Below are 18,033 nucleotides of genomic sequence, written 5' to 3'. Positions count from 1 at the left end.
CTACCCCGTTCACCAGCACGTAAGACGTAAAGGCCGAGACGTCCGAACTAATCAAGGAACCCGGCAGCATGAATTACCCCACTTCGGTGATTGTGAATCCAATATCTGCAGTGCGGAGTCCGTCACGCAGTTTCGACAGCATCTGTAGCTCACGGGACATGGAATGGATGACAGCCTTGGGACAGCCCTGACCGTCAGACCATTCGAGCAGCGTGTCAGTCCATGTCAGGGCTGGGCGCGCGCCTTGGGAGGCGTTGACGCCTTGGATCAGGGCCGATGCCGCATTGGCCGGGGCGACCGCCGTCACGTACAGACGCCTGACCGAGCCGACGACGCCGGAACCCGCACCAGTAGCGGACGCTCCAACGATCGTGGCGCCCGCACTGTCAAGCCATACAATCCGAACCGCGGCTCCCGCGCCCACGAGATACGCAGATGCTGTGACGACCTGCCCGGGGATAACCGGCGCACTCTGCGACCCGAAGTAAAACTGGTTGGTCGGCGTGGCGTTCGTGAAAGAACGCCCCGCCCACCCATCAGCCCCGAGATTCAGTGGCCCTGCAGCGGTTACTCCCGCCGTATACAGCGTGGATGGATCGCAGGAACCCTGAGCGGGGGTCAGCATATTCGTGACCTGGGAATCGACGGAGATCCAGACGAACGGACCTCGCCCCCATTCGCCGTTGATGAACGACATGAGCGTGCCCTGCGTGCCGGACCGATACCGGCTCGCGGACACCGACCATGCGCGCCGCTTCGTGATCCTCGCTTGCGCCTTCACGCGGCCACCCAAGGTCTCCTCGAAGGTGTAATCCTCGGGGAGTGCAATGGACTGAGAGGACACGTAAGGGAGCTCTATGAGTCTGCCAAGCGAGCCTATGTAAGCTTTCACAGGATTCCCTTCGTCCCGCGACTCGCCACATGAACGCCCTTATGGACGACCCTTGCCAGCATCAATTCAGATCCGGCCTGCAGCATGAGAGTCGCTCCGTCCAGGCTTGCCGCCGATGACGGGCCAGCCGTGCCACGAGCCGCGAGCGTTTGCAACGCCCGGTTCTGATCGTTGGTGTAGATCGCCTCAGGCTTGCCGGTGCGGTTCAGGGTCTGGGTGAGTCCCGGTGGCAGGACGCCGCCGTTGTCGTACAGGTATGACGGGCCCGTGGCGGCACCCGACACGTTCTTGTCCCCGCCACGGTTGCCCGTGACGAAATCAACCGCGCCGTCCAAGAGTTTCTTGCCCATGCCGATAGCAACATCGGCGATGAAGCCCGCGGCCGGGAAGGTTTTCTTGAACGAGTCCATGAGCCCTTCCACGATCCCGGCGATCGGGTTCCACGGCTTCCCGTCAGGCACCCCAGCCCCGCCCAGGTATGCGTTCGGGTCCATGTCGTTAGGCCAGCCGCCGCCGAACACACCAAAGTGCAGGTGAGGCCCGGAGCTGATGCCGGTGTCGCCGGATGCGGCGATCTGCTGCCCGGCCTTGACCTGCTCACCAACGCGGGCGCCGATCTGGGACAGGTGAGCGAACCACGTCTCGATGCCGTTACCGAGGATGTGGACCTCTTGCCCGCCCCACACTCCAGGTGCACGCGCGCCCGGTCCCGCATGGGACACGACGCCGTCCTGTGTCGCGTAGACGGGCGTACCCACGCTGGCCGCATAGTCGATGCCCTTGTGTGTCCGGTTGTAACCCTGCGTCACCGCAAGGTTCTTCAGCGGGGCAACAATGCCTCCCATGAAGTAGCCGGCACCGCGGCGCAACGCCTCCACAGCGCCGACGCCGCCGTGCCGCTTGACGTCATCCTGAGAGAACACAACCTCGCCCTTGTGCACGACGCCGGCGGGCTGATACTTCCCGCCCGGGCCCGTGTAGCCGCCGTCAGCGAACTGAGGCAGCTGGGGAATGGGAGGGAGGGGGTCCAGATCGAGCAACCCGCCGATTGTGTTCAGGCCTTTGATCAGGCCCTCGTTGATGACCTTGTTGATGACGAAATCAATCGGCGCGCGAACTACCGCCTTGAGCCCTTCCCAGAAGCCCTTGATGATGTCCACCCCGGACTTGAATGCGTCCGGCAGGGTCTTCGTGATGCCATTGGACAGGGCATCGAACGCCGGCTTGATGACGTTCTCCCACACCCAGTTGATCGTCGCGCCGATGCCATCGAAGATCGGCTTGATGAAGACGTTGAAGAGGGTGGTGAATACCGGGCCGAGTACGTCGCGGACGAATCCGACAACGGCGTTGAACACCGGCATGACGATGCTGTTCCACCAGAACGAAATCACTGCGCCGATCACGTCGAATATTGGCTTCACGAACATGTTGTAGAGCGCCTGAATGGCCGGGCCGACAACCTTCTGGATCAGCGCAACGAAAATATCGAAGACATAGGATGCGACCATCCAGAAAGCGTTGATAGCCCCGGATATGAAGCCGAACACCGGGCTGATGATGTTCTCCCACAGCCAGGTGAACACGGCCCCGACGGCGTTGAATACGGTCAGGATGGTGGGCAGCACATAGGTCTGGAACCATGAAACCGTTCCGCCAATGAACGACTGGATCGCGCCCCACACGTTCTGTACGATCTGCTGACCGAGCTCCGTCTGTGTGAAGAACCAGACCAGGCCAGCGACAAGGGCGACGATGCCGGCGATGACCAGCCCGATCGGGTTAGCGAACAGCGCAGTGTTCAATAGCCACGTCTTGACCGCGGCTATCGTCGTGGCGGCACTGAATGCCTGAATAGCGGCCACGACACGGTTCACGATCAGGTAGCCCTGGAATGCAGCAACGCCCGCCAGTACCCCGACAGTGAGCGCACCCAGCCAGTCCTTGTTCTGGACGACCCAGCTGCCGAAGTCCTTCAGTGCCGTTACCGCGGCCATGAATCCTTCGCGGATTCTGAACAGGAAATCAACGAGCGGGTGGTCTTCCTCAATCCCCATCAGGCCGCCCTTGAAGTCGCCCTGAAACAGGATCGACCCGGCGCCGGAAAGCAGGTCAAGGAAGCCGGAGACTTTCGGGCCGACATCGTTCGCCAGGAACGACGCGAACCCGCCCACGGCGGGCATGATGTTTTCCTGCACAAACTTGATCAGCGCGCCCTCAGCCTGACGCTTGAAAGAACCAAATCCAGCCGCGGCATTATCGGAAAGCGCGGTCATTGCCTTGTCGGAAGCGCCCGCAACGGAATCGAACTTGTCGCCCATCGGGTCCAGTGCGCCAAGGAACTTCGGGATCTCCGAGACGGACAGGTCCTCAAGCGGCGTGCCGAACAATGCGAGCGCCGCCGCGGACTGCGCGGCAGGATCCTTCATTTCCTGCAGCTTGCCGATGATCGTGCCGAATGCTTCCTTCGCCTGGTCCCCGCCGGCGAGGAGCTTGCCGGTCATCTTGTCGGTGTTGAGGCCCAAATCTTCGTAGGCGGTACGGGTCGCGGCGGACATGTCGGTCGCCCGGATGGTGAATTCCTTGAGCGCATCACCGGTTTTGTCGATGCCGTACATGCCCTTTTCGGAGGCCATGACGAGCATGCCCATCGCCTCTTCGCCCTTGATTCCAAGGTTCGCGAAGAACGGGCCGTACTCGTCAGCGGCATCCAATATGTCCTCACGGACGGCGGCCGGGACCCTCTGCAGGGCCGATGTGAGTAGGTCGGCGGCCTCAACACCATCCTTAGCGAGGCCCGTCGTGATCAGCTGGCCCGCGACCTGCGACGCGCGCGACACATCAATTTCCATGGTGTCCGCGAGGGTCAACATGCGTTTCGTCATGTCCTCAACGTCGGCTTGCGAGGCGTCCCGCATGCCCTTGACCGAGGAAATAACGGCCTCGGTAGCGGCGCTCACTTGCTCCATGGACCCGCCGAAGTTCTGCGCGTACACGGAGCCGGCAGCCTTGCCAGCAACCGCGGACTGTTCTTTCGTCAGGCCCAGCCGCGCCTCAAGTTTGGAGACGCCCTCCTCGATACCCATCGCGTCCACGACGCTAGTAGCGATCAGTGCACCTGCAGCAACCACGCCGGCACCTACGGCCAGTGCACCGGCCTTGGCGGCCTTGCCCATCGCGTCGCCGAGGCCACCGAACTGCTTCCCTGCACCTTCGGCCCCGTCGCCCGTCTTCTTGAGCTCCTTTTCGAGCTCAGAAAAGGCGGTGGCTGAGCGGTTCTGTGCGGCCTCCAAATCGGTGGTAGCTTCCCGGAGTGCATTCTCCGCACCGATACGCCCGCCAGTGGCCTTGTCCGCCTTGCGGCGGGCCTCAGCGAGACGTTCCTCAGCGGCGGCAATCTGGGAAGCGGATGCATTCGAGTTATCCCGAACCTCTTGCAGCTTCAGCTCGGCAACGCGGACAAGGCCTACAGCTTTCGCCTCAGCCTCAGACGATGAAACGATCTTCGCCTTTGCCGTACTGATCTGCGCCGCCGACTTCGACATTGCTTTTTCAAGGTCGGCCACCTCAGTTTTGAGCTTCTGCGCCGTCTCCGAAAAGCCCTTCGACACGCCAGTTCCCATGGACTTCCCGGCGGCCATCCCCGCGCCGGACGCAAACCCGCCCAACTGCTTGGCGATGGCCTGCCCGCCGCCCGTAAAGACCGGCTTCACCAGCAGTTCGCGAACACCAATAACTGCCACGGCGGGGCCTCCAATATGTAGTTTCTAGAAGTCCTCCGCGGAGAACCCGAGTTGCGCACCGAAGTCGACCGCCCATCGGCGTTCGGCTTCCTTCTTCGCGGCTTCCACGGCAGTGCGCGGGGTGGGGAACGGCTTCACGTCGCCGGGCTTCCCACCGGCCACACGGAGCGTCACGGCGGTCAGCGACTTGATCGCGTCCACCATCTCCCGTTGCAGGGTGGCGTGGATATCCCACTCGGACAGGCGCGGCGCGTACGAATCCCGGCCTTCCTCGCCCTGCTCCATGCTGAGCTGCGCCAGGTACTCGGCCGTCTCAGGGTCATTCATGATCGACTCGTTGTACCGGGAAGCGGACGGCAGGCCATCGATGTATTCGAGGACCGCCGCCCACCTCCCGGCGTTGACGAGCACCGCAACATCGACGCCGTAAACCTCGGACAGGTCACAGCGGATTTGCGGGAGGAACCTGGCTAGGAGTTCCCCTAGCCGCGTCCTTTTCCCTCGTCACCACGAGGGGGCTGGAAGTGCGCCATGATGCGCTGCACGAGTGCGGAGTGAACGCGAATGGGAAGGTCGGCGGCAAGGTACGTCTTCTCATCGGCCGGCGACATGATGCGATTCAGGAAATCGAGGTCATCGGCTTCCCCGCGCTGCGTCTTCTCGTAGATGTCCAGGACTTCTTTGCGCTCGGACAGCTTGAAGCCGAAAGGGTCCTGGAACGTGATGCGCTTGCTGCCGGGCAGCGCGAACTGGAAAGGCTCGGGCGTTCCAACCTCCCGCGCAAGATCCGCGAGAGTCAGGTCAATCTTTACTGAATCAGTCATGGTGATACCTCCGGGTGGTGGTGGTTTGGTTATGCGGAAATGAGTTCGGAGTTGGGGCTGGCGGCAAAAGTGGGCAGCGCTTCCTCCATCAGCTCGGAGAACTGCTCGTCGGTGTATGCGCCACGGTCGGCAATCACTAGGACATCGAGGGAAACGCCGCGCATGCCCTTTGACTGGCGGGAGAATACTCGGAAGTCGCCGCCCTCTTTCGAGGTGATGCGCTCCCTGCCGTTCGCTCGCGTGATTTTCTCCGCCTCGTCCTTCATGGCCTCAGCGACCGATGCGAAAACTTCGCGGGCGCCGACCATCGAGTGAGCCACAACGCCGACGCGTAAGCCCTTGGCTAGGTCGCGCATCACGCCTTCTACTAGGTAGCGGCTCATGGCTTACTTGCCTGCGGTCTTCGCAGCGTCCGCGTCGGCCTGCTTGACCTCGGCGGTCTTGGCCGAAGTCTCAGAGAATCCTTGCGAGCGCAGGGCGACAATCTCGGTGGGGACGGCGGTCTCGACGGTTACTTCGCCGTCTTTGGAAGTGAATCTGGGCATCAGGACTCCTTGGGGGTCGTGTGATCGTGATTGAAATGGATCTCGGTGGGGAGGATCGTCACCGTCAACTTGGTGACTTCATTGGGTCCATGTTCGAGATATACGGAATCCGACGCCACGAGCACCGGGACGCCATTGATTCGCAGTTCCTTGGTCTTGTGGGCGACCGGCGCGTTACCGTTCGACGGCCCACAATCAACGAACTCGATGACAGTTCTGGGAATAGACATGACCGCTCCTGGTGGTTCCGGGTGGTGGGTGGAATGCAGGCCGCGCCACACCACCCGGAAGATGACGCGGCCCGCAGCTTGGGGAGGGTTAGACGGTGCCCTGGGCGAAGCCGAGGTTGATCTTCGCGGCCTTCGCGCCCGTACCGCCAATGAAGTGACGCAGCGGGGCGCCCGTCACGGAGTCGGTGAGGACCTTCAACGTGATCGGCGTCGTAACCGGATCAGTCGAACCCCACGTCTGGTTGTCAGAGGCCGACATCTTCACCGCGCCATAAGCACGGCCAAGGACCCACTGATTCAGGGCCGGACCGTCGACGCCAATGATCAGCATCTGGTACTCCTGATTGATGGGCATCTCCGGCTCGTCAAAGACGATCTCACCGTTCGCGAGCGTCTGCTTCACCGCAGTAAGGTCCGTGCCGTACGCGAGCTCCAGCATGTGCTTCCGCCCATACTCGAGCGGGGTGAAACTCACCGAGCGGGCAACCTCAGTCACGTCCGACCGCACCGGGCCGGAGTAACCGAGGGCCGGGACATCCTCTTCGGAGACATCCCGCCCGTACTCGATGCCGTCAGGGGTGATGATGCCGGCGGGGAGCCAGCCGTCAGCCTTGAAGTCCACGAGGCCACCGGCGCCGAACAGGGTGGAGGGGAGGGGGATCGCGCCGGCAACCCGGAGCAGCACCATTGCTTTCTGAATTTTCCTGATGAGAGTGCGGTCATCGCTTGCCTGTCGGAGCGCGTCGAACGTTGGAGCCATGAGCGGGTATTCCTTTCAGAACGCCCGCTGGTTGCGGGCAATAAAAAAGCCACCCCAGACCGGGATGGCTAACTTTCTGTGCTTGTTTACTAGCGGGGCCGGGACGTTACGAGGAACGTTGCCCTGGCCCGGTTCAGGATGTCCGACTGCAAATCAGTGTCCTTGGGTACCAGGTCCACGGTGATGGAATCCAGGTAGCCGTGAGGTGTATCGATGCCGGTCCCGCAGATCAGGGACTTGATCGACTCAAGGGTGTCCACGGCGCGAGTGCCGGGCGCATAGCATTCGAGCGTCACCCGGTCCACGCGGTCCACGTAACCCTCGGTGCCATCGCCCGTATAGACCAGCACCAGCGGCCACAGGTCAGGATTGGTGTACGAGTCAGCGGCGAGATGCCAGACAGCTGTCACGTACTTACCCAAATGCACCTGACCGTCAATGAGATCAGTCATGCACTGCCGGGCATCAGGGAAAACCGTGCCATCAATCATTGGCCGCCCTCCATCTGCTCAGCAACACGCAACAGGATCTCCTCGCGCGCGTCCTTCCACGACGGCTCGGTTTCCCGAACCACCGCACCGGCCCGGCGCTCATTACGCCAACCGCCCGTGACAGTCGCCGGGGCAGCCTCATACTTCGAATCGCCGACAGCGTTCGCGTTGCCGGCAAGACGCTGGGCTACCTCCATGCTCGCCTTACCAACCTCGGAACCGGCCAGAAGTGCGCGGATCGCAGCTCGATCGATCTTCAACGGATTCCCTGCCACTACGAACCCACCAACCCAACCTCAGACCCGTACGGCCACTCGGAAGGGCGCCCATCCACCGACCATGTGCCGGCCATCCGGGAGCCCGCAGGAACCCTGACCCTGTCCGTGGACAAGTACTTGAATGCGGTGCCGCTGTCATACAGGACGGCCTTGTTGCTTGTCACGTCCGAACGGTCCAACGGCTCCGCAGTAGACCGCGCACCCACCAGAACGCCCGGCCGCGGGATCTCAGCCTCAGGCAACGGATTACCCTTCGCATCCCGGCCGCCACCACGGAGCACGATGACATCGGTGCGCCAGGAACGCGGGAAGCGGGCCAGCAGGTTCATCGGTAACCGCCCGGCACGATGGTGAACGCCCTACCCTTAGGCTTCGACTTACCCAACAGCCGCTTATCAGCCGCCGTTAGATAGATGTTGCCGTCCGGGTTGCTCATCTTTCCGCCGAACTGATACGGGCCCGTGCCCACTGTGAAAGACTCCATGCCCGGCGGCGGCGCATCCTCGGCAACATCCATCGCCCGCTTCACCATCCGGCACACCACCAGCCGCGGAATGTCAGGGTCCATGCCACCATCCGCAACAGGGATGGACAGCCGCTGATCAAGATCCGGGTAATTACCCCGAACCTCAACCGACGCCTCATGCAGCTTCTGGATGGCCTCGGGTTCGCCCGCGGCAGGCAGCGCCGGCCAGTGCGCTCTAAGGTCCGCCAGTGTCGCGTAGTCAGCGGCCATGACGGCTACTGCTTACGCGGGCGGCCGCGGCGAACGGGAGTGGTGCCGGTGAAATCGGGGACCGGCTCAGTATCGGCCGGCTCGGTGGTGGGATCGGGGTCTTCGGATGCCGGGACATCCTCAGGCTCAGTCGCGGTCGGCACATCGCCGTCAAGGCAATGGTCACCAACCAGACCATCAGCCCACTCTGGGACCTCGTCGCCGGGGGCGAGCGTCACGAGCTCTCCGGACTTGCCCCACAGTGAAACGAAAGCGTTTAGAACAGCCATGGTGTCTCCTTCCAAGGGGACAAGCTAGGCGGCGGGCACTGAAAGTGCCCGCCGCCAACGCGACTAAAGGACGGTCGCGGAAAGGGTCAGGTTCGCATTCGCCGGAACCGGCAGGACGATGGCAGAAGCCTTCGTCCACAGGGCCACCGGGTCCTTGTCGGAGTAGGAGCCCACGACGACGCCGGGGGCGTCGGCGTCGTCGATCTGGTAGTCAGAGTCCAGGGCCTCGGCGGTGACGCCCCAAAGGGTTTCGCCGAGCTTCCGATCCGACGGGGGAAGGAACAGGACCTTGGCCGGGTCGATGATCGACTTCGCGTTGCCGTCGTCGCCCTCAACCTGCGCCTCGTACACGGAGAACGACGGCAGGCCGAACGACTGGAACAGTGCGTTGATCGCGTCCACGGTCACAACCTGCTGAGTGGAACCAGCCGGCAGCGTCATGGCGCGGATCGCAGCGTTGCGCATCAGGGACGAAAGGACCGACTGAGAGCCCAGCGTCGCGCCCGGGCGGACGCCGTTGGTAGCCAGGTAGACGGCCTGCCAGCTGAGGAAGTCGTTGATCGGGTTGGACCCGTCAACGTTCCACTTCACGGCGGCAACCTGCGTGTGAGTCGCCTTGCGCCCGAAGTCTGCCTCAAGTGCGAGCCCGTTCTCGGCGAGCGTGACCTTGCCCTCGGAAATGGCCTGGCCGCGGGCGATCTCCACGCGAGCGTAAAGGCTCTTGCCCAGATCGACGGCGTCGTTGAGGATCGCGTCGACAATGCCGGAGTCAAGCTTGCGCATCTTCAGCCGGTCGTACTCCGACAGCCGGCGCTTCTCCGAGATGGGCGGCAGGGAACCGCTCACACGGTCAACACCGCGACGGCCGCTGATCGGCGCCTCAGTGTCCCAGGAACGGTACTTAGCGGCGCGGGCAAGACCGCCGCCACCGACCGTGACCCGGTAGTCGATGTCATCCGTAGCGACGTTCGGCAGGTAAGCCTCAAGCCCGAACGCATTCTGAGGCAGATCAGCCAGAGCTTCGCGGACGTATCCGGTCAGCTCCGTGGGAGTGATGTAATCACTGGAAAGAACAAGTGACATGGTGCGCCTCCTTAGGCGAAGATGATCCGGCCAGCGGCAGAAGTCTGCCCGCCGGCGTCAACGGATACGGGCAGCTTGGCGGCGATGACGCGGCCATGCTCAAGCAGTGCGGCGCCAACCGGCGACGCGGGATCGGCCGGAGCGGACACCGGAGTGAACAGGAATCCCGCCACGGTCTTGGTCGTGAGCCAGAGACCGAACTTGCCACTGGGCAGCTTCTGAAGGGGAAGTCCCGACTTCAGGTAGCCGTCCGGGTAGTGCGTTGCTTTGGTGAACGTCGAAACGTCCAGGGTGATGCTCTGCGCCGACGTGGTGCCGTGCGCAGATCCAAGCCAAGACTGATCGTCCTGACCAAAAGACGCCCTCTTTACAGAGATGTCCATGGTTCCCTCCTAAAGGGGTAAGTGGATTACTTCTTGTTTTTGCGACTCGCGTACAAGTCGCGGCCGGCCGTCAAGGACCCGCCCGATGTGCTTCCTTCGCCGGAGCGGCTACCCGATTTGTGGACGACGCCAGCGCCGACCTTCCCCGCGGCGAGCGCCGCAAGTTCACTGACGGACTTGGCGGACGCCAGGAAACTGTCAGCGTCCGTACCAGTCACGAGGTGCTGGTACTCCTTGGGGACAGGATGCTCAGCGAGCGCAGTCAGCCGGGCAACGGACACTTTGAGCTTCGCGCTCTCGGCAGCCTCGTCGTCCCGCTCTTTCTTGGCCCGCTCAATCTCGGACAGTTTCCCGTCCTCGATCTTCTGCAGTGCAGCCTTGGCCTCCGCGAGGTCCTTCTCGGCGGCGTTTGCCCGCTCACGTTCGGCCTTGAGCGCCTTCACGCCGCCCTCGCCCAGCTTCTCGTCAGCCGCATCGGCAGCTGCCTTATCGGCCGCTGCCTTCGCAACATCGGCGGCAGCATCGGCGGCAACCTTCGCCGCCGCGTCCGCGTCAACCTCCATGACGGCATCACCAAAAGTCAGCCGGTGAAAAGCCATCAGGGCAGCAACGCCGCCCGGAGCAGTGATGTCGATGCCGTGGGGGAAACGCTTCATGGGTAGTGCTCCTTTTCATGTGCCGCATCGCACGGCGAATAACCCCGGCACGTCGCGCGCAAGGGTGGAATGTGGGGGTGGTGGGCTAAACGGTCGCCCGGTACGCCTTCAGAATCGCGGCCGGATCGTATCCGTACTCGACGCGGGCGCGGGTCTCGTCATAGACCGGCATCGGATGGCATTTGCAGTGGCCATGGAAGCTCTTGCCGTCTTTGCGGACACTGGCGCTACTCTTCGAATACACAAACCCGCGGGATGCCAACATCAGGCAGAACTTGCACGCGCCAGGTTCCGGCACACGGGCGTACGCGGCGCCGTCACGGCGGGCATTATCCGCAATCGTGTCCCGGCCCGGCTGCATCACGTACTCATTCGCCATCAACGAAAGGAAGTCCTGCACCTCGGCGGACTTACCAAGGAACAAGTTCCCGGAGTCTCGAGTGACAAAACCGATCCGCGAATTGACTTTCTCCAGCGGGACCGCGGCCGAGAGCTCCGCACGGAAAGGGCCAGAAACGCCCTCCACCACACGGAACTCCTCAAACCACTCAGCCGATGCCGCCGCAGCGACGTCGCCCCATTTGGCAACCAGCGCGGGGACCAACTCAAACAACGCCGATCGCGCCGCAACAGGATCCGTGAAGTCAAGACGTAACATCGCGGCCCGCAGCTCGGAATCAACCTCGGCCGCGATCGCATCATTGACGTCAACCAGACGATCAAGAACTGCAGCCATTAGCGCGCCTCAAGGTCCGCAGCGTCATCAACCGGGAGCCTCAATGAAGCAGGCGTAGCACCGGTAAATTCGATGCCGTCAAGCCCGAGACGATTGGCGGCGTCGGCGGGCTCAACGCCAGCACGAACCGCCACGCCGAGTGCATCGAACTTCGCCTTCAACACCGCAGCATTAGCTGTCGCCGACTCGTCGGCAGACGGCTCAGCAGCCGCACCATCTGCGACAGCCATAGGGGTCTCAGCCGCGGCCGGGGTGGAGCGGGAAGCGATCAGCTTGTCAAGGACGCTCCCGGACTTGAGGCCCTTTGCCCAATCCGTGTTGCGCTTGATCTGCTCATCGGTCAGCCCGTACATCTCCATCGCCAGCTTCGGATCGCCGTCCGGGAACGCCGTCGAATACTTCAACGCCGCATCCGCTCGAGCAGACTCGGTAGGCGTGCCAGGCTTCGCGTAACGAGCCGACAGCCCCCGCAAGTCCTTAGCCATCGCCGGGGACAGGCCCTTGTGATAAACGGCCAGGGCCTTCCGCGCCAGGTTCTCCGAAGCAGACTGGTACGACTTCCGGATCTGAGCCTCAATCAGCTCGACCATGTCAACCTCAGCGACCTTGATCGCACCCTCAGCAGACGGCTGATTCTGAACCACGCCAAGGTAGCCAATCGGCAGGGACGACTCGGACGAAACCTTCAACGCGATCGACTCGAACATTTCAGAGTGGGGCTGCATCGACGCCTGCTGCAACTGCTGCAACTGCGCCCGAACCAGCTTCCCCTCATCCTCGTCATAAACGTCAGGGAGAGCCCACACGCCGCCCGTGATCGCCTTCCACAAGTCAATCGGCTTACCATCGGCGCCAGTGAAATGCTCCTCGGACGCGCCAAGCAGTGACCGTTGCGGGGCGGAAAAGAACTCCGCCGTGACTTCCTGCCGGAGCATCGTGCGTACACCCGCCTGGATGAAACCAATCAGCGGGCGCGTAATCCGCGAACGACCGAACGGCCGGTCCAAATCCCAGTCCCACACGAACGGCTCACACAACACCAGATCGTGCGGCTGCGGGTATTCCGCAACGACCATCCATTCACCGCGGGAGTGCTTCAGGTCGAGGACATTCCCCGGCACGTACAGCAGCGCCTCATCGCGGGCCACCAGCTCCAGTCCGGCATTCACAACACCAGTCCGCGGATCCTGCACACACGTAGCCTCAAGGGCCGACTTCGCCGAGAAGATAACCGGCGGCTCACCCTTCGACTCATCGCCCGGGGTGACGAACATAAACGCGGGGCCGTGACGCAGTGACGACTTCACCGCGCCGGCCTCCAACCGTGCCGTGTACCCGCCATCAAAGATGACGCCCAGATCGTCCAGCAGCGACGAATCGCCAGGAAGCCGGAACCCCTCACGATAAATGCGGGCCGCCGGAACCGAGACGACCTTCTCGCCCCAACCAAGCGGAGTCTGGAAATCCACCATGTGCGGGGGGACGGAAAAGCCGACCTTGTCCAGCCGGAAATTCGCGTCATGCAAGTTACGGCGCAACACGTTCCGCCGCTCACACTGACGGATCCGCCGCAACATGCCGTTGAACAGCGACGCCTCAGACGCATCAAGACTACGAACCATCAGGCACCACCCTCACAAAACAATCGCATGACGCTTCACGCCAGAATTAGAACGCGGACGACGGGCAAACTTCTGAGCACCAAAATGGGCGCACGTCGCAGCCACAAACGGGGCAATGTCATCGTCCAGGGAATCCCGATTCCACTTGTACGAGTTCGGGCGGGACTTCAAGTAATCCTTCACAGTCCCCTTCGCGGAAGCATTCATTTGCTCCTGATCGAAGTGGGTGACAGCGCCCGTTTTGTTCACTGCCTCGTTCATCAAAGAGCACGCCGAAACGTAATCGCTCGTAGACAAGACATGAACCTTGATCCCACGGTTGACGAGCTTCGTCTCCAGAAGGTCGCGGGCCGGGCTGAAAGCGTCGAAGACCACGGGCACCCGGCGCTTACACCGATCCCACAAGTACTCCACCAGCGTCGAGGTGCCAGCCTCGGAGAAAAGCGCATCGGCGGTGAGCTCAAGATGCACCCGATTATCGGGACGGTGGGAAGCCTCAACAATCGAGACCTTCGTCTGCTCAGGATTCATGTCCAGTCCATACGCAACAGACGGCCAGTCAGGATCAGGGTCAGCCTCGACCAACTTCTCCCACTTCGAAAAGTCGACGGCCTTAGTGGCCATCGCCTCTTCATCCCAGATCCCCATGCCCTCCCTGAGGAACGCCTCGATCGAACCGAGTAGCTTCCGCATCCGCAGAATGGCCGTCTCGGTGGTCCTGTGAGGATAGGAGGGATTGGCGATGGCCCACTGGCGCCGGTCGTTAGGATCAGCGTCCTTGTCGCCGGAAAACTCCACGTACAGGACATCTTCGTCCTCGCCGGAAAGGGCGGCGGCGCGGCGGCTCTTGAACACCTCGCCGGCGTCCTTCTTGCGGGGAGGTGTGCCCATCATCAGCACAAGGCCATTAGGTGCCGCGTTCGTCGCCGGAACCATGTCCTCCATGGCCGACTCGGTCAGGATCTGGGCCTCGTCAAAAACCAGAACGTCAACACCCGGGAAACCTCGACCGAAGCCGTTCTCCCTCGCGCCGAACAACACCCTGGAGCCATTCAGAAACTCGACAGCCTCAGTGCCGGCGCCGGTCAGCACCCGCTTCACAAACGGGGCGATCTCCGCCTTGTCAGCCATCGAGCCCATGGACTGAAAGGTCTCATTGTGCGTCCTCGCCCGGTGAGCGGACCACAAAACCAGAGTGCCAGGATTAGCCAGGCACAGCGCGAAAATCAGCGCGCCAACAGTGTAGGTCTTCCCGGACTGCCGGGCGATGGAAATGACAGAGCCGCCAATGCCGCACGCATACAAACCATCAGCCCGCTTAGCCACAATCGACTTGACCAGTCCGCGCTGCCACTCGTCCAGTGGCGTGTTCATCTTCCGCAGCTGGCGCTCAACCTGAGGCCAACCAGTCGTGACAATCCCCGAAGGAAGAATCAGGTGCCGGGCAACCTCAGAAAGCTTCCGCTCAGATGGCTTGGTGCTTCCAGTCAGCGTCGGTGGCACCACCATCAGCACCACCCTCGCTCACAAGCTTCAACCGCTCAGCCTCCTGCGCCGCAAGAGCCTCGATCTCCTTGGAAATCTCGCGCGCCTGCCTCATCAAAGGAGCAAGGTCACGGGCCAGAGTGTCGGCGCTGTCAATATGCGCGGCCAGAACACGGCGCATCGCACGGAGCTCATCAAGGCGCGTACCCGACGCCGCCGCACCACTAACAGTCGTGGGAGCCGCACGCTCATCAGGCTCAACAGGGCGGAGCTGCCTCTTCCCAGACATGAGCAACCCCTTCGCGTGTGTGGAAAATCGATTCCTGGCGGACAAACCATCTGCGGATTCGGCTGAAAATAGATAGCTATGGCAGAGGATGCTAGGGCAGGCACCACGCCCTCACCCCCTACCCCCAGGGGTCAGGTTTGCCGCCGTGAGGTCTTGAGTGGGGTCACTGTGGGCCTTGTGGTGTGTCGTCGGCCCTTGTTGCCGCGTGCGCCTAGTGAGGCGTTGCAGCGCTTGCAGAGGACCCGCGTGTTTTCGATGGCGTCTTGTCCGCCCATTGTGTGGGGGATGATGTGGTCGACTTCGACGCTGTTGGGGCGGCCTGAATAGATCCAGTCGAGTCCGACGTTGCATATGGGGCAGTTGAAGATGCCTTGCTCTAGTGCGATGCGTCGTCGTTCGTCGCGGATCTTGAACCATGCCGCGGTTCCGGTGCGTGAGGATGCCATGTCAGCGCCTGGTGAACCCAATGGGCCGCGTCCGTCGTGCCCGGTCTTCGTCGTCATAGGCGGGTTCGTGGTTACTGCGGATGTGCAGCTCGGGCTCGGTGCTGTAGGAGTGTGCGTGTTCGGCTTGGGTGAAGTTGTTGCCCTCAGGGTGCGGCTCTTGCTCTTCATTCATGGCGGCTGCTGATGCTTCGAGCCACGTACACACTGCATTGAGTAGTCGTCTCATGCTCGCCTCCTTGTGTTGAGCGCGGCTCCGATTAGGCTGCCGCACGGGCCATTCATCCCGGGTGCGTAAGACGTCGCCGGTGCACCGTTGGTGGGAGCCGCGCTCAATGTGGTGATCTACTGGCGATGGCCGCGTTACCCGATGGTTGGTCGGCTGGCTTTCGATCAGTGGCAGCAGTAGGAATCGAACCTACCGTGGACCGGTTTACATCCAGCCCTGGCACCTTGCCTCTTCTACTGCCTTGTGTCCCGGGGCGGAAGAGCACCCGGGGCGTGCGCGTCTCTCGACGTGGCCTTTTGCTGCACCTAGATCGGGGGACCATGTAGTCCCCGTGGATAGTGCAGGAATCGAACCTGCCTCGCTGGGGATCAAACCCGGCCCGTCACCAGATGGGCTACCTATCCATGCCCAACCAGTCCTGAGAGGGTTACTGGCCGGCGCTATTCGGTTGTGGTGTTGAGGCCCGCGAAGTATGGGGGCCATCGCGGGCCTCAAGTTTTTTGGGCATAAAAAATGGCCGATCCTCTGGACCGACCTGAAAACTCTTACACGTATGCCGAAGCAAGACCTAACTTACACGGCTGTCATTCAACTGGCAAGCTCCAACACGCGCGCGAGCCACGGCATATTCTCCGACGTCCAGGCCGCCTTGCAGTGGATGCACTCGGCTGTCCAGTCGCCCGGTGGAAGCATCGATTCATCCTCGCCCCAGCAGTGGACTCGCATGCCCGGGCCATTGCCGTCTCGGTCGTAGATAAGCCCGCACGCTGGGCATGGAACGGCGGGCCTCCATGGCGGCTTGACCGGACTGAGGATCGCCCCAATCTGATCTATCCAGTCCAGCGTGACGTGCTCCAGATAGTAGGCCATCTCCGGATCCTGCTCGCCCGCCCATGACTGGAGTATTGCCACCAGCATCCCGACGTCAGAGCCGGTGCGCTGGTAGTGCTCATTGCGAGCTGCCCATTCGATGTCCTGGCGCAGTGAGTACGCCGCGTCGCTGATAGGCAGCGCCGTGCCTCCGCCGCCTCCCGTGCGGCCATTCTTGTCCGTCGTTGCCGCGTCGAGCTGGTCAATCAGGCTGGGCACCTTCTCCGGCACGCCTTCCGTCATGGTCAGGTGCTCAGTGGTCAACCTGAAAATATTGTCGGGTAGCGTCATTCTTCCTCCCAAACATCTTCGGCTTTGACGGCGAGCACGAGCACACGGTCCTCGCCGTCGTTGGTGTCGTTCCAGAATCCGATGTGGCCGGAGTCGTAGAAGTAGACGTTCTGCGCTTTGACCTCGCGGGGCTTTTGGTCGCCGGCCAGCCGGTACTTGAAGGTCTTGATCCGCGGGGTGGTCTTCGGTTCCGGGTCCTTGCCGTAGAAGGTCATTTCCGTCCTCCTGCTTCGAGTTTGATGATTTGGAGCCGCCATCCGGTGGCGACTTTGATGGGCTCTCTGGGGTCGATGCCGTGGTTGAGGGCTTCTTGGGCGAAGACCCAGAGTGCGCCGAGGGTCATGCCGGTTTTCTTGTCCTCGGCGGTGTGCTCAAGGCTGATGCTGTGGTCGGTCACTTAGCTGGCTCCTGCTCGCTTGATCTCGGAAACGCTTTACTCGTGGGCTCAATCCAGAGGTAGCCGTTGCCTGCCGCCAGTCCTGTTTCCATTACGTCGTGGATGGTGATGTTGACGGTCTTCCAGTTGGGCGGCGTGATGCTGAGATGGTTGCCGTCTAGGGCTTTGCGGAGGGCTAGCCGGAACAGAAACCCGGCGTCTACCTGATCGCCCTCATGGTCGGTTTCGATGAAAACCGTGATTGCTGCGCGCGTCATGCCTGCTCCTTTCGCGCCATTTTGTCGGCGTATGCGATTGCTTTCGCGTGGGTCCTGAATTTCTTGACGGCGCCGGCGATGTCAACCCACCACGGCTTCTTGTCTGCATCGGACCAAGGGGTGCGGCGGCCAGTCCGGCACACGTAGTAGTTCGCGTTGAACACGTAGGGCTTCACGGTTCCTCCTGGGTGATGGTGATGTCGGCGCCGGGCACTCCAGTTGCCCAGACTTTGCGGATGTCCCAGTGGACGATCCGGGCATCGCTGGTGAGGATGCCGGCGGATTCCAGGCTGTCCCCGATTGCGCGTTGCATCTTGTCGAGGTCTTTGGGTCCGGCGGGGTAGTCCTGGAACTTGGTCGTCTTCGGTTTGCGGATCCTGATTTCGCCGCTGACTTTCACGGCGTCGTCGATTGGCTCCCAGTCAGGACCGGCCGCTAACTGCGCGGCGGCTTTCACCGCGGCCCTCCATGCGGGGAGTGCCTTATCGGATTCGACCATTTGCCCGCGCCCGTAACTGTTCTTG

At 62.1% G+C, this 18,033-nt stretch carries 27 protein-coding genes and 1 tRNA gene; all 28 read right to left on the bottom strand.

Annotated features, from left to right (window positions below; translation table 11 throughout):
- Positions 1-73: 73 nt before the first annotated feature.
- Complete coding sequence (locus ACZYZ3_RS11560) at positions 74-892, bottom strand: hypothetical protein (RefSeq protein ID WP_463963966.1); 819 nt, start codon at positions 890-892, stop codon at positions 74-76.
- Entirely contained in the window at positions 889-4,635 is a 3,747-nt protein-coding gene (locus tag ACZYZ3_RS11555; protein ID WP_463963965.1) for a peptidoglycan DD-metalloendopeptidase family protein, read from the bottom strand. The genes ACZYZ3_RS11560 and ACZYZ3_RS11555 overlap by 4 nt, the downstream gene beginning before the upstream one ends.
- 24 nt (positions 4,636-4,659) lie before the next feature.
- Positions 4,660-5,046, bottom strand: a complete 387-nt coding sequence (locus ACZYZ3_RS11550) for a hypothetical protein (RefSeq protein WP_463963964.1) — start codon at positions 5,044-5,046, stop codon at positions 4,660-4,662.
- Positions 5,047-5,117: 71 nt separating this feature from the next.
- Positions 5,118-5,459, bottom strand: coding sequence for a hypothetical protein (locus ACZYZ3_RS11545; protein ID WP_463963963.1), 342 nt, complete (start codon positions 5,457-5,459; stop codon positions 5,118-5,120).
- A gap of 29 nt (positions 5,460-5,488) precedes the next feature.
- Positions 5,489-5,842, bottom strand: coding sequence for a hypothetical protein (locus ACZYZ3_RS11540; protein WP_463963962.1), 354 nt, complete (start codon positions 5,840-5,842; stop codon positions 5,489-5,491).
- 3 nt (positions 5,843-5,845) lie between these two features.
- The gene (locus ACZYZ3_RS11535; RefSeq protein ID WP_463963961.1) at positions 5,846-6,004 is read right to left on the bottom strand and encodes a hypothetical protein; all 159 of its coding nucleotides are present in this window, start codon (positions 6,002-6,004) and stop codon (positions 5,846-5,848) included.
- Positions 6,004-6,234: a hypothetical protein gene (locus ACZYZ3_RS11530; RefSeq protein WP_463963960.1), complete on the bottom strand. Its 231-nt coding sequence runs from the start codon at positions 6,232-6,234 to the stop codon at positions 6,004-6,006. Before ACZYZ3_RS11530 ends, ACZYZ3_RS11535 begins: the two co-directional genes overlap by 1 nt.
- An 88-nt stretch (positions 6,235-6,322) precedes the next feature.
- Complete coding sequence (locus tag ACZYZ3_RS11525; protein ID WP_463963959.1) at positions 6,323-6,994, bottom strand: hypothetical protein; 672 nt, start codon at positions 6,992-6,994, stop codon at positions 6,323-6,325.
- 89 nt (positions 6,995-7,083) lie between these two features.
- On the bottom strand, positions 7,084-7,446 hold the full coding sequence (locus ACZYZ3_RS11520; protein ID WP_463963958.1) for a hypothetical protein: 363 nt from the start codon (positions 7,444-7,446) through the stop codon (positions 7,084-7,086).
- Positions 7,447-7,481: 35 nt separating this feature from the next.
- Positions 7,482-7,745: a hypothetical protein gene (locus ACZYZ3_RS11515; RefSeq protein WP_463963957.1), complete on the bottom strand. Its 264-nt coding sequence runs from the start codon at positions 7,743-7,745 to the stop codon at positions 7,482-7,484.
- Between the two features lie 343 nt (positions 7,746-8,088).
- A complete protein-coding gene (locus ACZYZ3_RS11510) occupies positions 8,089-8,499 on the bottom strand; it encodes a hypothetical protein (protein WP_463963956.1) in 411 nt (136 codons plus the stop codon).
- Positions 8,500-8,504: 5 nt separating this feature from the next.
- Positions 8,505-8,768, bottom strand: coding sequence for a hypothetical protein (locus ACZYZ3_RS11505; RefSeq protein ID WP_463963955.1), 264 nt, complete (start codon positions 8,766-8,768; stop codon positions 8,505-8,507).
- A 63-nt stretch (positions 8,769-8,831) separates the two neighbouring features.
- A complete protein-coding gene (locus tag ACZYZ3_RS11500; RefSeq protein ID WP_463963954.1) occupies positions 8,832-9,851 on the bottom strand; it encodes a major capsid protein in 1,020 nt (339 codons plus the stop codon).
- Positions 9,852-9,862: 11 nt separating this feature from the next.
- Positions 9,863-10,234: a head decoration protein gene (locus ACZYZ3_RS11495; protein WP_463963953.1), complete on the bottom strand. Its 372-nt coding sequence runs from the start codon at positions 10,232-10,234 to the stop codon at positions 9,863-9,865.
- A gap of 26 nt (positions 10,235-10,260) precedes the next feature.
- A complete protein-coding gene (locus ACZYZ3_RS11490) occupies positions 10,261-10,890 on the bottom strand; it encodes a hypothetical protein (RefSeq protein ID WP_463963952.1) in 630 nt (209 codons plus the stop codon).
- 85 nt (positions 10,891-10,975) lie between these two features.
- Positions 10,976-11,626, bottom strand: a complete 651-nt coding sequence (locus tag ACZYZ3_RS11485) for a VG15 protein (protein WP_463963951.1) — start codon at positions 11,624-11,626, stop codon at positions 10,976-10,978.
- Entirely contained in the window at positions 11,626-13,248 is a 1,623-nt protein-coding gene (locus ACZYZ3_RS11480; protein WP_463963950.1) for a hypothetical protein, read from the bottom strand. The genes ACZYZ3_RS11485 and ACZYZ3_RS11480 overlap by 1 nt, the downstream gene beginning before the upstream one ends.
- Positions 13,249-13,260: 12 nt before the next feature.
- Entirely contained in the window at positions 13,261-14,622 is a 1,362-nt protein-coding gene (locus ACZYZ3_RS11475; RefSeq protein WP_463963949.1) for a terminase large subunit domain-containing protein, read from the bottom strand.
- Between the two features lie 91 nt (positions 14,623-14,713).
- A complete protein-coding gene (locus ACZYZ3_RS11470; RefSeq protein WP_463963948.1) occupies positions 14,714-14,914 on the bottom strand; it encodes a hypothetical protein in 201 nt (66 codons plus the stop codon).
- A 239-nt stretch (positions 14,915-15,153) separates the two neighbouring features.
- The gene (locus ACZYZ3_RS11465) at positions 15,154-15,468 is read right to left on the bottom strand and encodes an HNH endonuclease signature motif containing protein (RefSeq protein WP_463963947.1); all 315 of its coding nucleotides are present in this window, start codon (positions 15,466-15,468) and stop codon (positions 15,154-15,156) included.
- Between the two features lies 1 nt (position 15,469).
- The gene (locus ACZYZ3_RS11460; protein ID WP_463963946.1) at positions 15,470-15,694 is read right to left on the bottom strand and encodes a hypothetical protein; all 225 of its coding nucleotides are present in this window, start codon (positions 15,692-15,694) and stop codon (positions 15,470-15,472) included.
- 168 nt (positions 15,695-15,862) lie between these two features.
- A tRNA-OTHER gene (locus ACZYZ3_RS11455) sits at positions 15,863-15,935 on the bottom strand.
- A 347-nt stretch (positions 15,936-16,282) separates the two neighbouring features.
- Positions 16,283-16,855, bottom strand: a complete 573-nt coding sequence (locus ACZYZ3_RS11450) for a hypothetical protein (RefSeq protein WP_463963945.1) — start codon at positions 16,853-16,855, stop codon at positions 16,283-16,285.
- Complete coding sequence (locus ACZYZ3_RS11445; RefSeq protein ID WP_463963944.1) at positions 16,852-17,070, bottom strand: hypothetical protein; 219 nt, start codon at positions 17,068-17,070, stop codon at positions 16,852-16,854. Before ACZYZ3_RS11445 ends, ACZYZ3_RS11450 begins: the two co-directional genes overlap by 4 nt.
- Complete coding sequence (locus ACZYZ3_RS11440) at positions 17,067-17,252, bottom strand: hypothetical protein (protein WP_463963943.1); 186 nt, start codon at positions 17,250-17,252, stop codon at positions 17,067-17,069. Before ACZYZ3_RS11440 ends, ACZYZ3_RS11445 begins: the two co-directional genes overlap by 4 nt.
- The gene (locus ACZYZ3_RS11435) at positions 17,249-17,509 is read right to left on the bottom strand and encodes a hypothetical protein (protein ID WP_463963942.1); all 261 of its coding nucleotides are present in this window, start codon (positions 17,507-17,509) and stop codon (positions 17,249-17,251) included. The genes ACZYZ3_RS11440 and ACZYZ3_RS11435 overlap by 4 nt, the downstream gene beginning before the upstream one ends.
- Positions 17,506-17,685 carry a hypothetical protein gene (locus ACZYZ3_RS11430; protein ID WP_463963941.1) on the bottom strand — a complete coding sequence of 60 codons (180 nt, stop codon included), beginning with the start codon at positions 17,683-17,685 and terminating at the stop codon, positions 17,506-17,508. Before ACZYZ3_RS11430 ends, ACZYZ3_RS11435 begins: the two co-directional genes overlap by 4 nt.
- On the bottom strand, positions 17,682-17,966 hold the full coding sequence (locus ACZYZ3_RS11425; RefSeq protein ID WP_463963940.1) for a RusA family crossover junction endodeoxyribonuclease: 285 nt from the start codon (positions 17,964-17,966) through the stop codon (positions 17,682-17,684). The genes ACZYZ3_RS11430 and ACZYZ3_RS11425 overlap by 4 nt, the downstream gene beginning before the upstream one ends.
- Positions 17,967-18,033: the final 67 nt, after the last annotated feature.

This window comes from Pseudarthrobacter linnaei, from assembly GCF_055412825.1.
This window is presented reverse-complemented; position numbering and strand designations above follow the sequence as displayed.

Excerpts from the sequence above, each read along its gene's own strand:
- ACZYZ3_RS11545 (WP_463963963.1), bottom strand. The coding sequence starts at position 5,459 with ATGACTGATTCAGTAAAGATTGACCTGACTCTCGCGGATCTTGCGCGG.
- ACZYZ3_RS11540 (WP_463963962.1), bottom strand. The coding sequence starts at position 5,842 with ATGAGCCGCTACCTAGTAGAAGGCGTGATGCGCGACCTAGCCAAGGGC.
- ACZYZ3_RS11535 (WP_463963961.1), bottom strand. The coding sequence starts at position 6,004 with ATGCCCAGATTCACTTCCAAAGACGGCGAAGTAACCGTCGAGACCGCC.
- ACZYZ3_RS11530 (WP_463963960.1), bottom strand. The coding sequence starts at position 6,234 with ATGTCTATTCCCAGAACTGTCATCGAGTTCGTTGATTGTGGGCCGTCG.
- ACZYZ3_RS11525 (WP_463963959.1), bottom strand. The coding sequence starts at position 6,994 with ATGGCTCCAACGTTCGACGCGCTCCGACAGGCAAGCGATGACCGCACT.
- ACZYZ3_RS11520 (WP_463963958.1), bottom strand. The coding sequence starts at position 7,446 with ATGACTGATCTCATTGACGGTCAGGTGCATTTGGGTAAGTACGTGACA.
- ACZYZ3_RS11510 (WP_463963956.1), bottom strand. The coding sequence starts at position 8,499 with ATGGCCGCTGACTACGCGACACTGGCGGACCTTAGAGCGCACTGGCCG.
- ACZYZ3_RS11505 (WP_463963955.1), bottom strand. The coding sequence starts at position 8,768 with ATGGCTGTTCTAAACGCTTTCGTTTCACTGTGGGGCAAGTCCGGAGAG.
- ACZYZ3_RS11500 (WP_463963954.1), bottom strand. The coding sequence starts at position 9,851 with ATGTCACTTGTTCTTTCCAGTGATTACATCACTCCCACGGAGCTGACC.
- ACZYZ3_RS11495 (WP_463963953.1), bottom strand. The coding sequence starts at position 10,234 with ATGGACATCTCTGTAAAGAGGGCGTCTTTTGGTCAGGACGATCAGTCT.
- ACZYZ3_RS11490 (WP_463963952.1), bottom strand. The coding sequence starts at position 10,890 with ATGAAGCGTTTCCCCCACGGCATCGACATCACTGCTCCGGGCGGCGTT.
- ACZYZ3_RS11485 (WP_463963951.1), bottom strand. The coding sequence starts at position 11,626 with ATGGCTGCAGTTCTTGATCGTCTGGTTGACGTCAATGATGCGATCGCG.
- ACZYZ3_RS11480 (WP_463963950.1), bottom strand. The coding sequence starts at position 13,248 with ATGGTTCGTAGTCTTGATGCGTCTGAGGCGTCGCTGTTCAACGGCATG.
- ACZYZ3_RS11475 (WP_463963949.1), bottom strand. The coding sequence starts at position 14,622 with ATGAACACGCCACTGGACGAGTGGCAGCGCGGACTGGTCAAGTCGATT.
- ACZYZ3_RS11470 (WP_463963948.1), bottom strand. The coding sequence starts at position 14,914 with ATGCGCCGTGTTCTGGCCGCGCATATTGACAGCGCCGACACTCTGGCC.
- ACZYZ3_RS11465 (WP_463963947.1), bottom strand. The coding sequence starts at position 15,468 with ATGGCATCCTCACGCACCGGAACCGCGGCATGGTTCAAGATCCGCGAC.
- ACZYZ3_RS11460 (WP_463963946.1), bottom strand. The coding sequence starts at position 15,694 with ATGAGACGACTACTCAATGCAGTGTGTACGTGGCTCGAAGCATCAGCA.
- ACZYZ3_RS11450 (WP_463963945.1), bottom strand. The coding sequence starts at position 16,855 with ATGACGCTACCCGACAATATTTTCAGGTTGACCACTGAGCACCTGACC.
- ACZYZ3_RS11445 (WP_463963944.1), bottom strand. The coding sequence starts at position 17,070 with ATGACCTTCTACGGCAAGGACCCGGAACCGAAGACCACCCCGCGGATC.
- ACZYZ3_RS11435 (WP_463963942.1), bottom strand. The coding sequence starts at position 17,509 with ATGACGCGCGCAGCAATCACGGTTTTCATCGAAACCGACCATGAGGGC.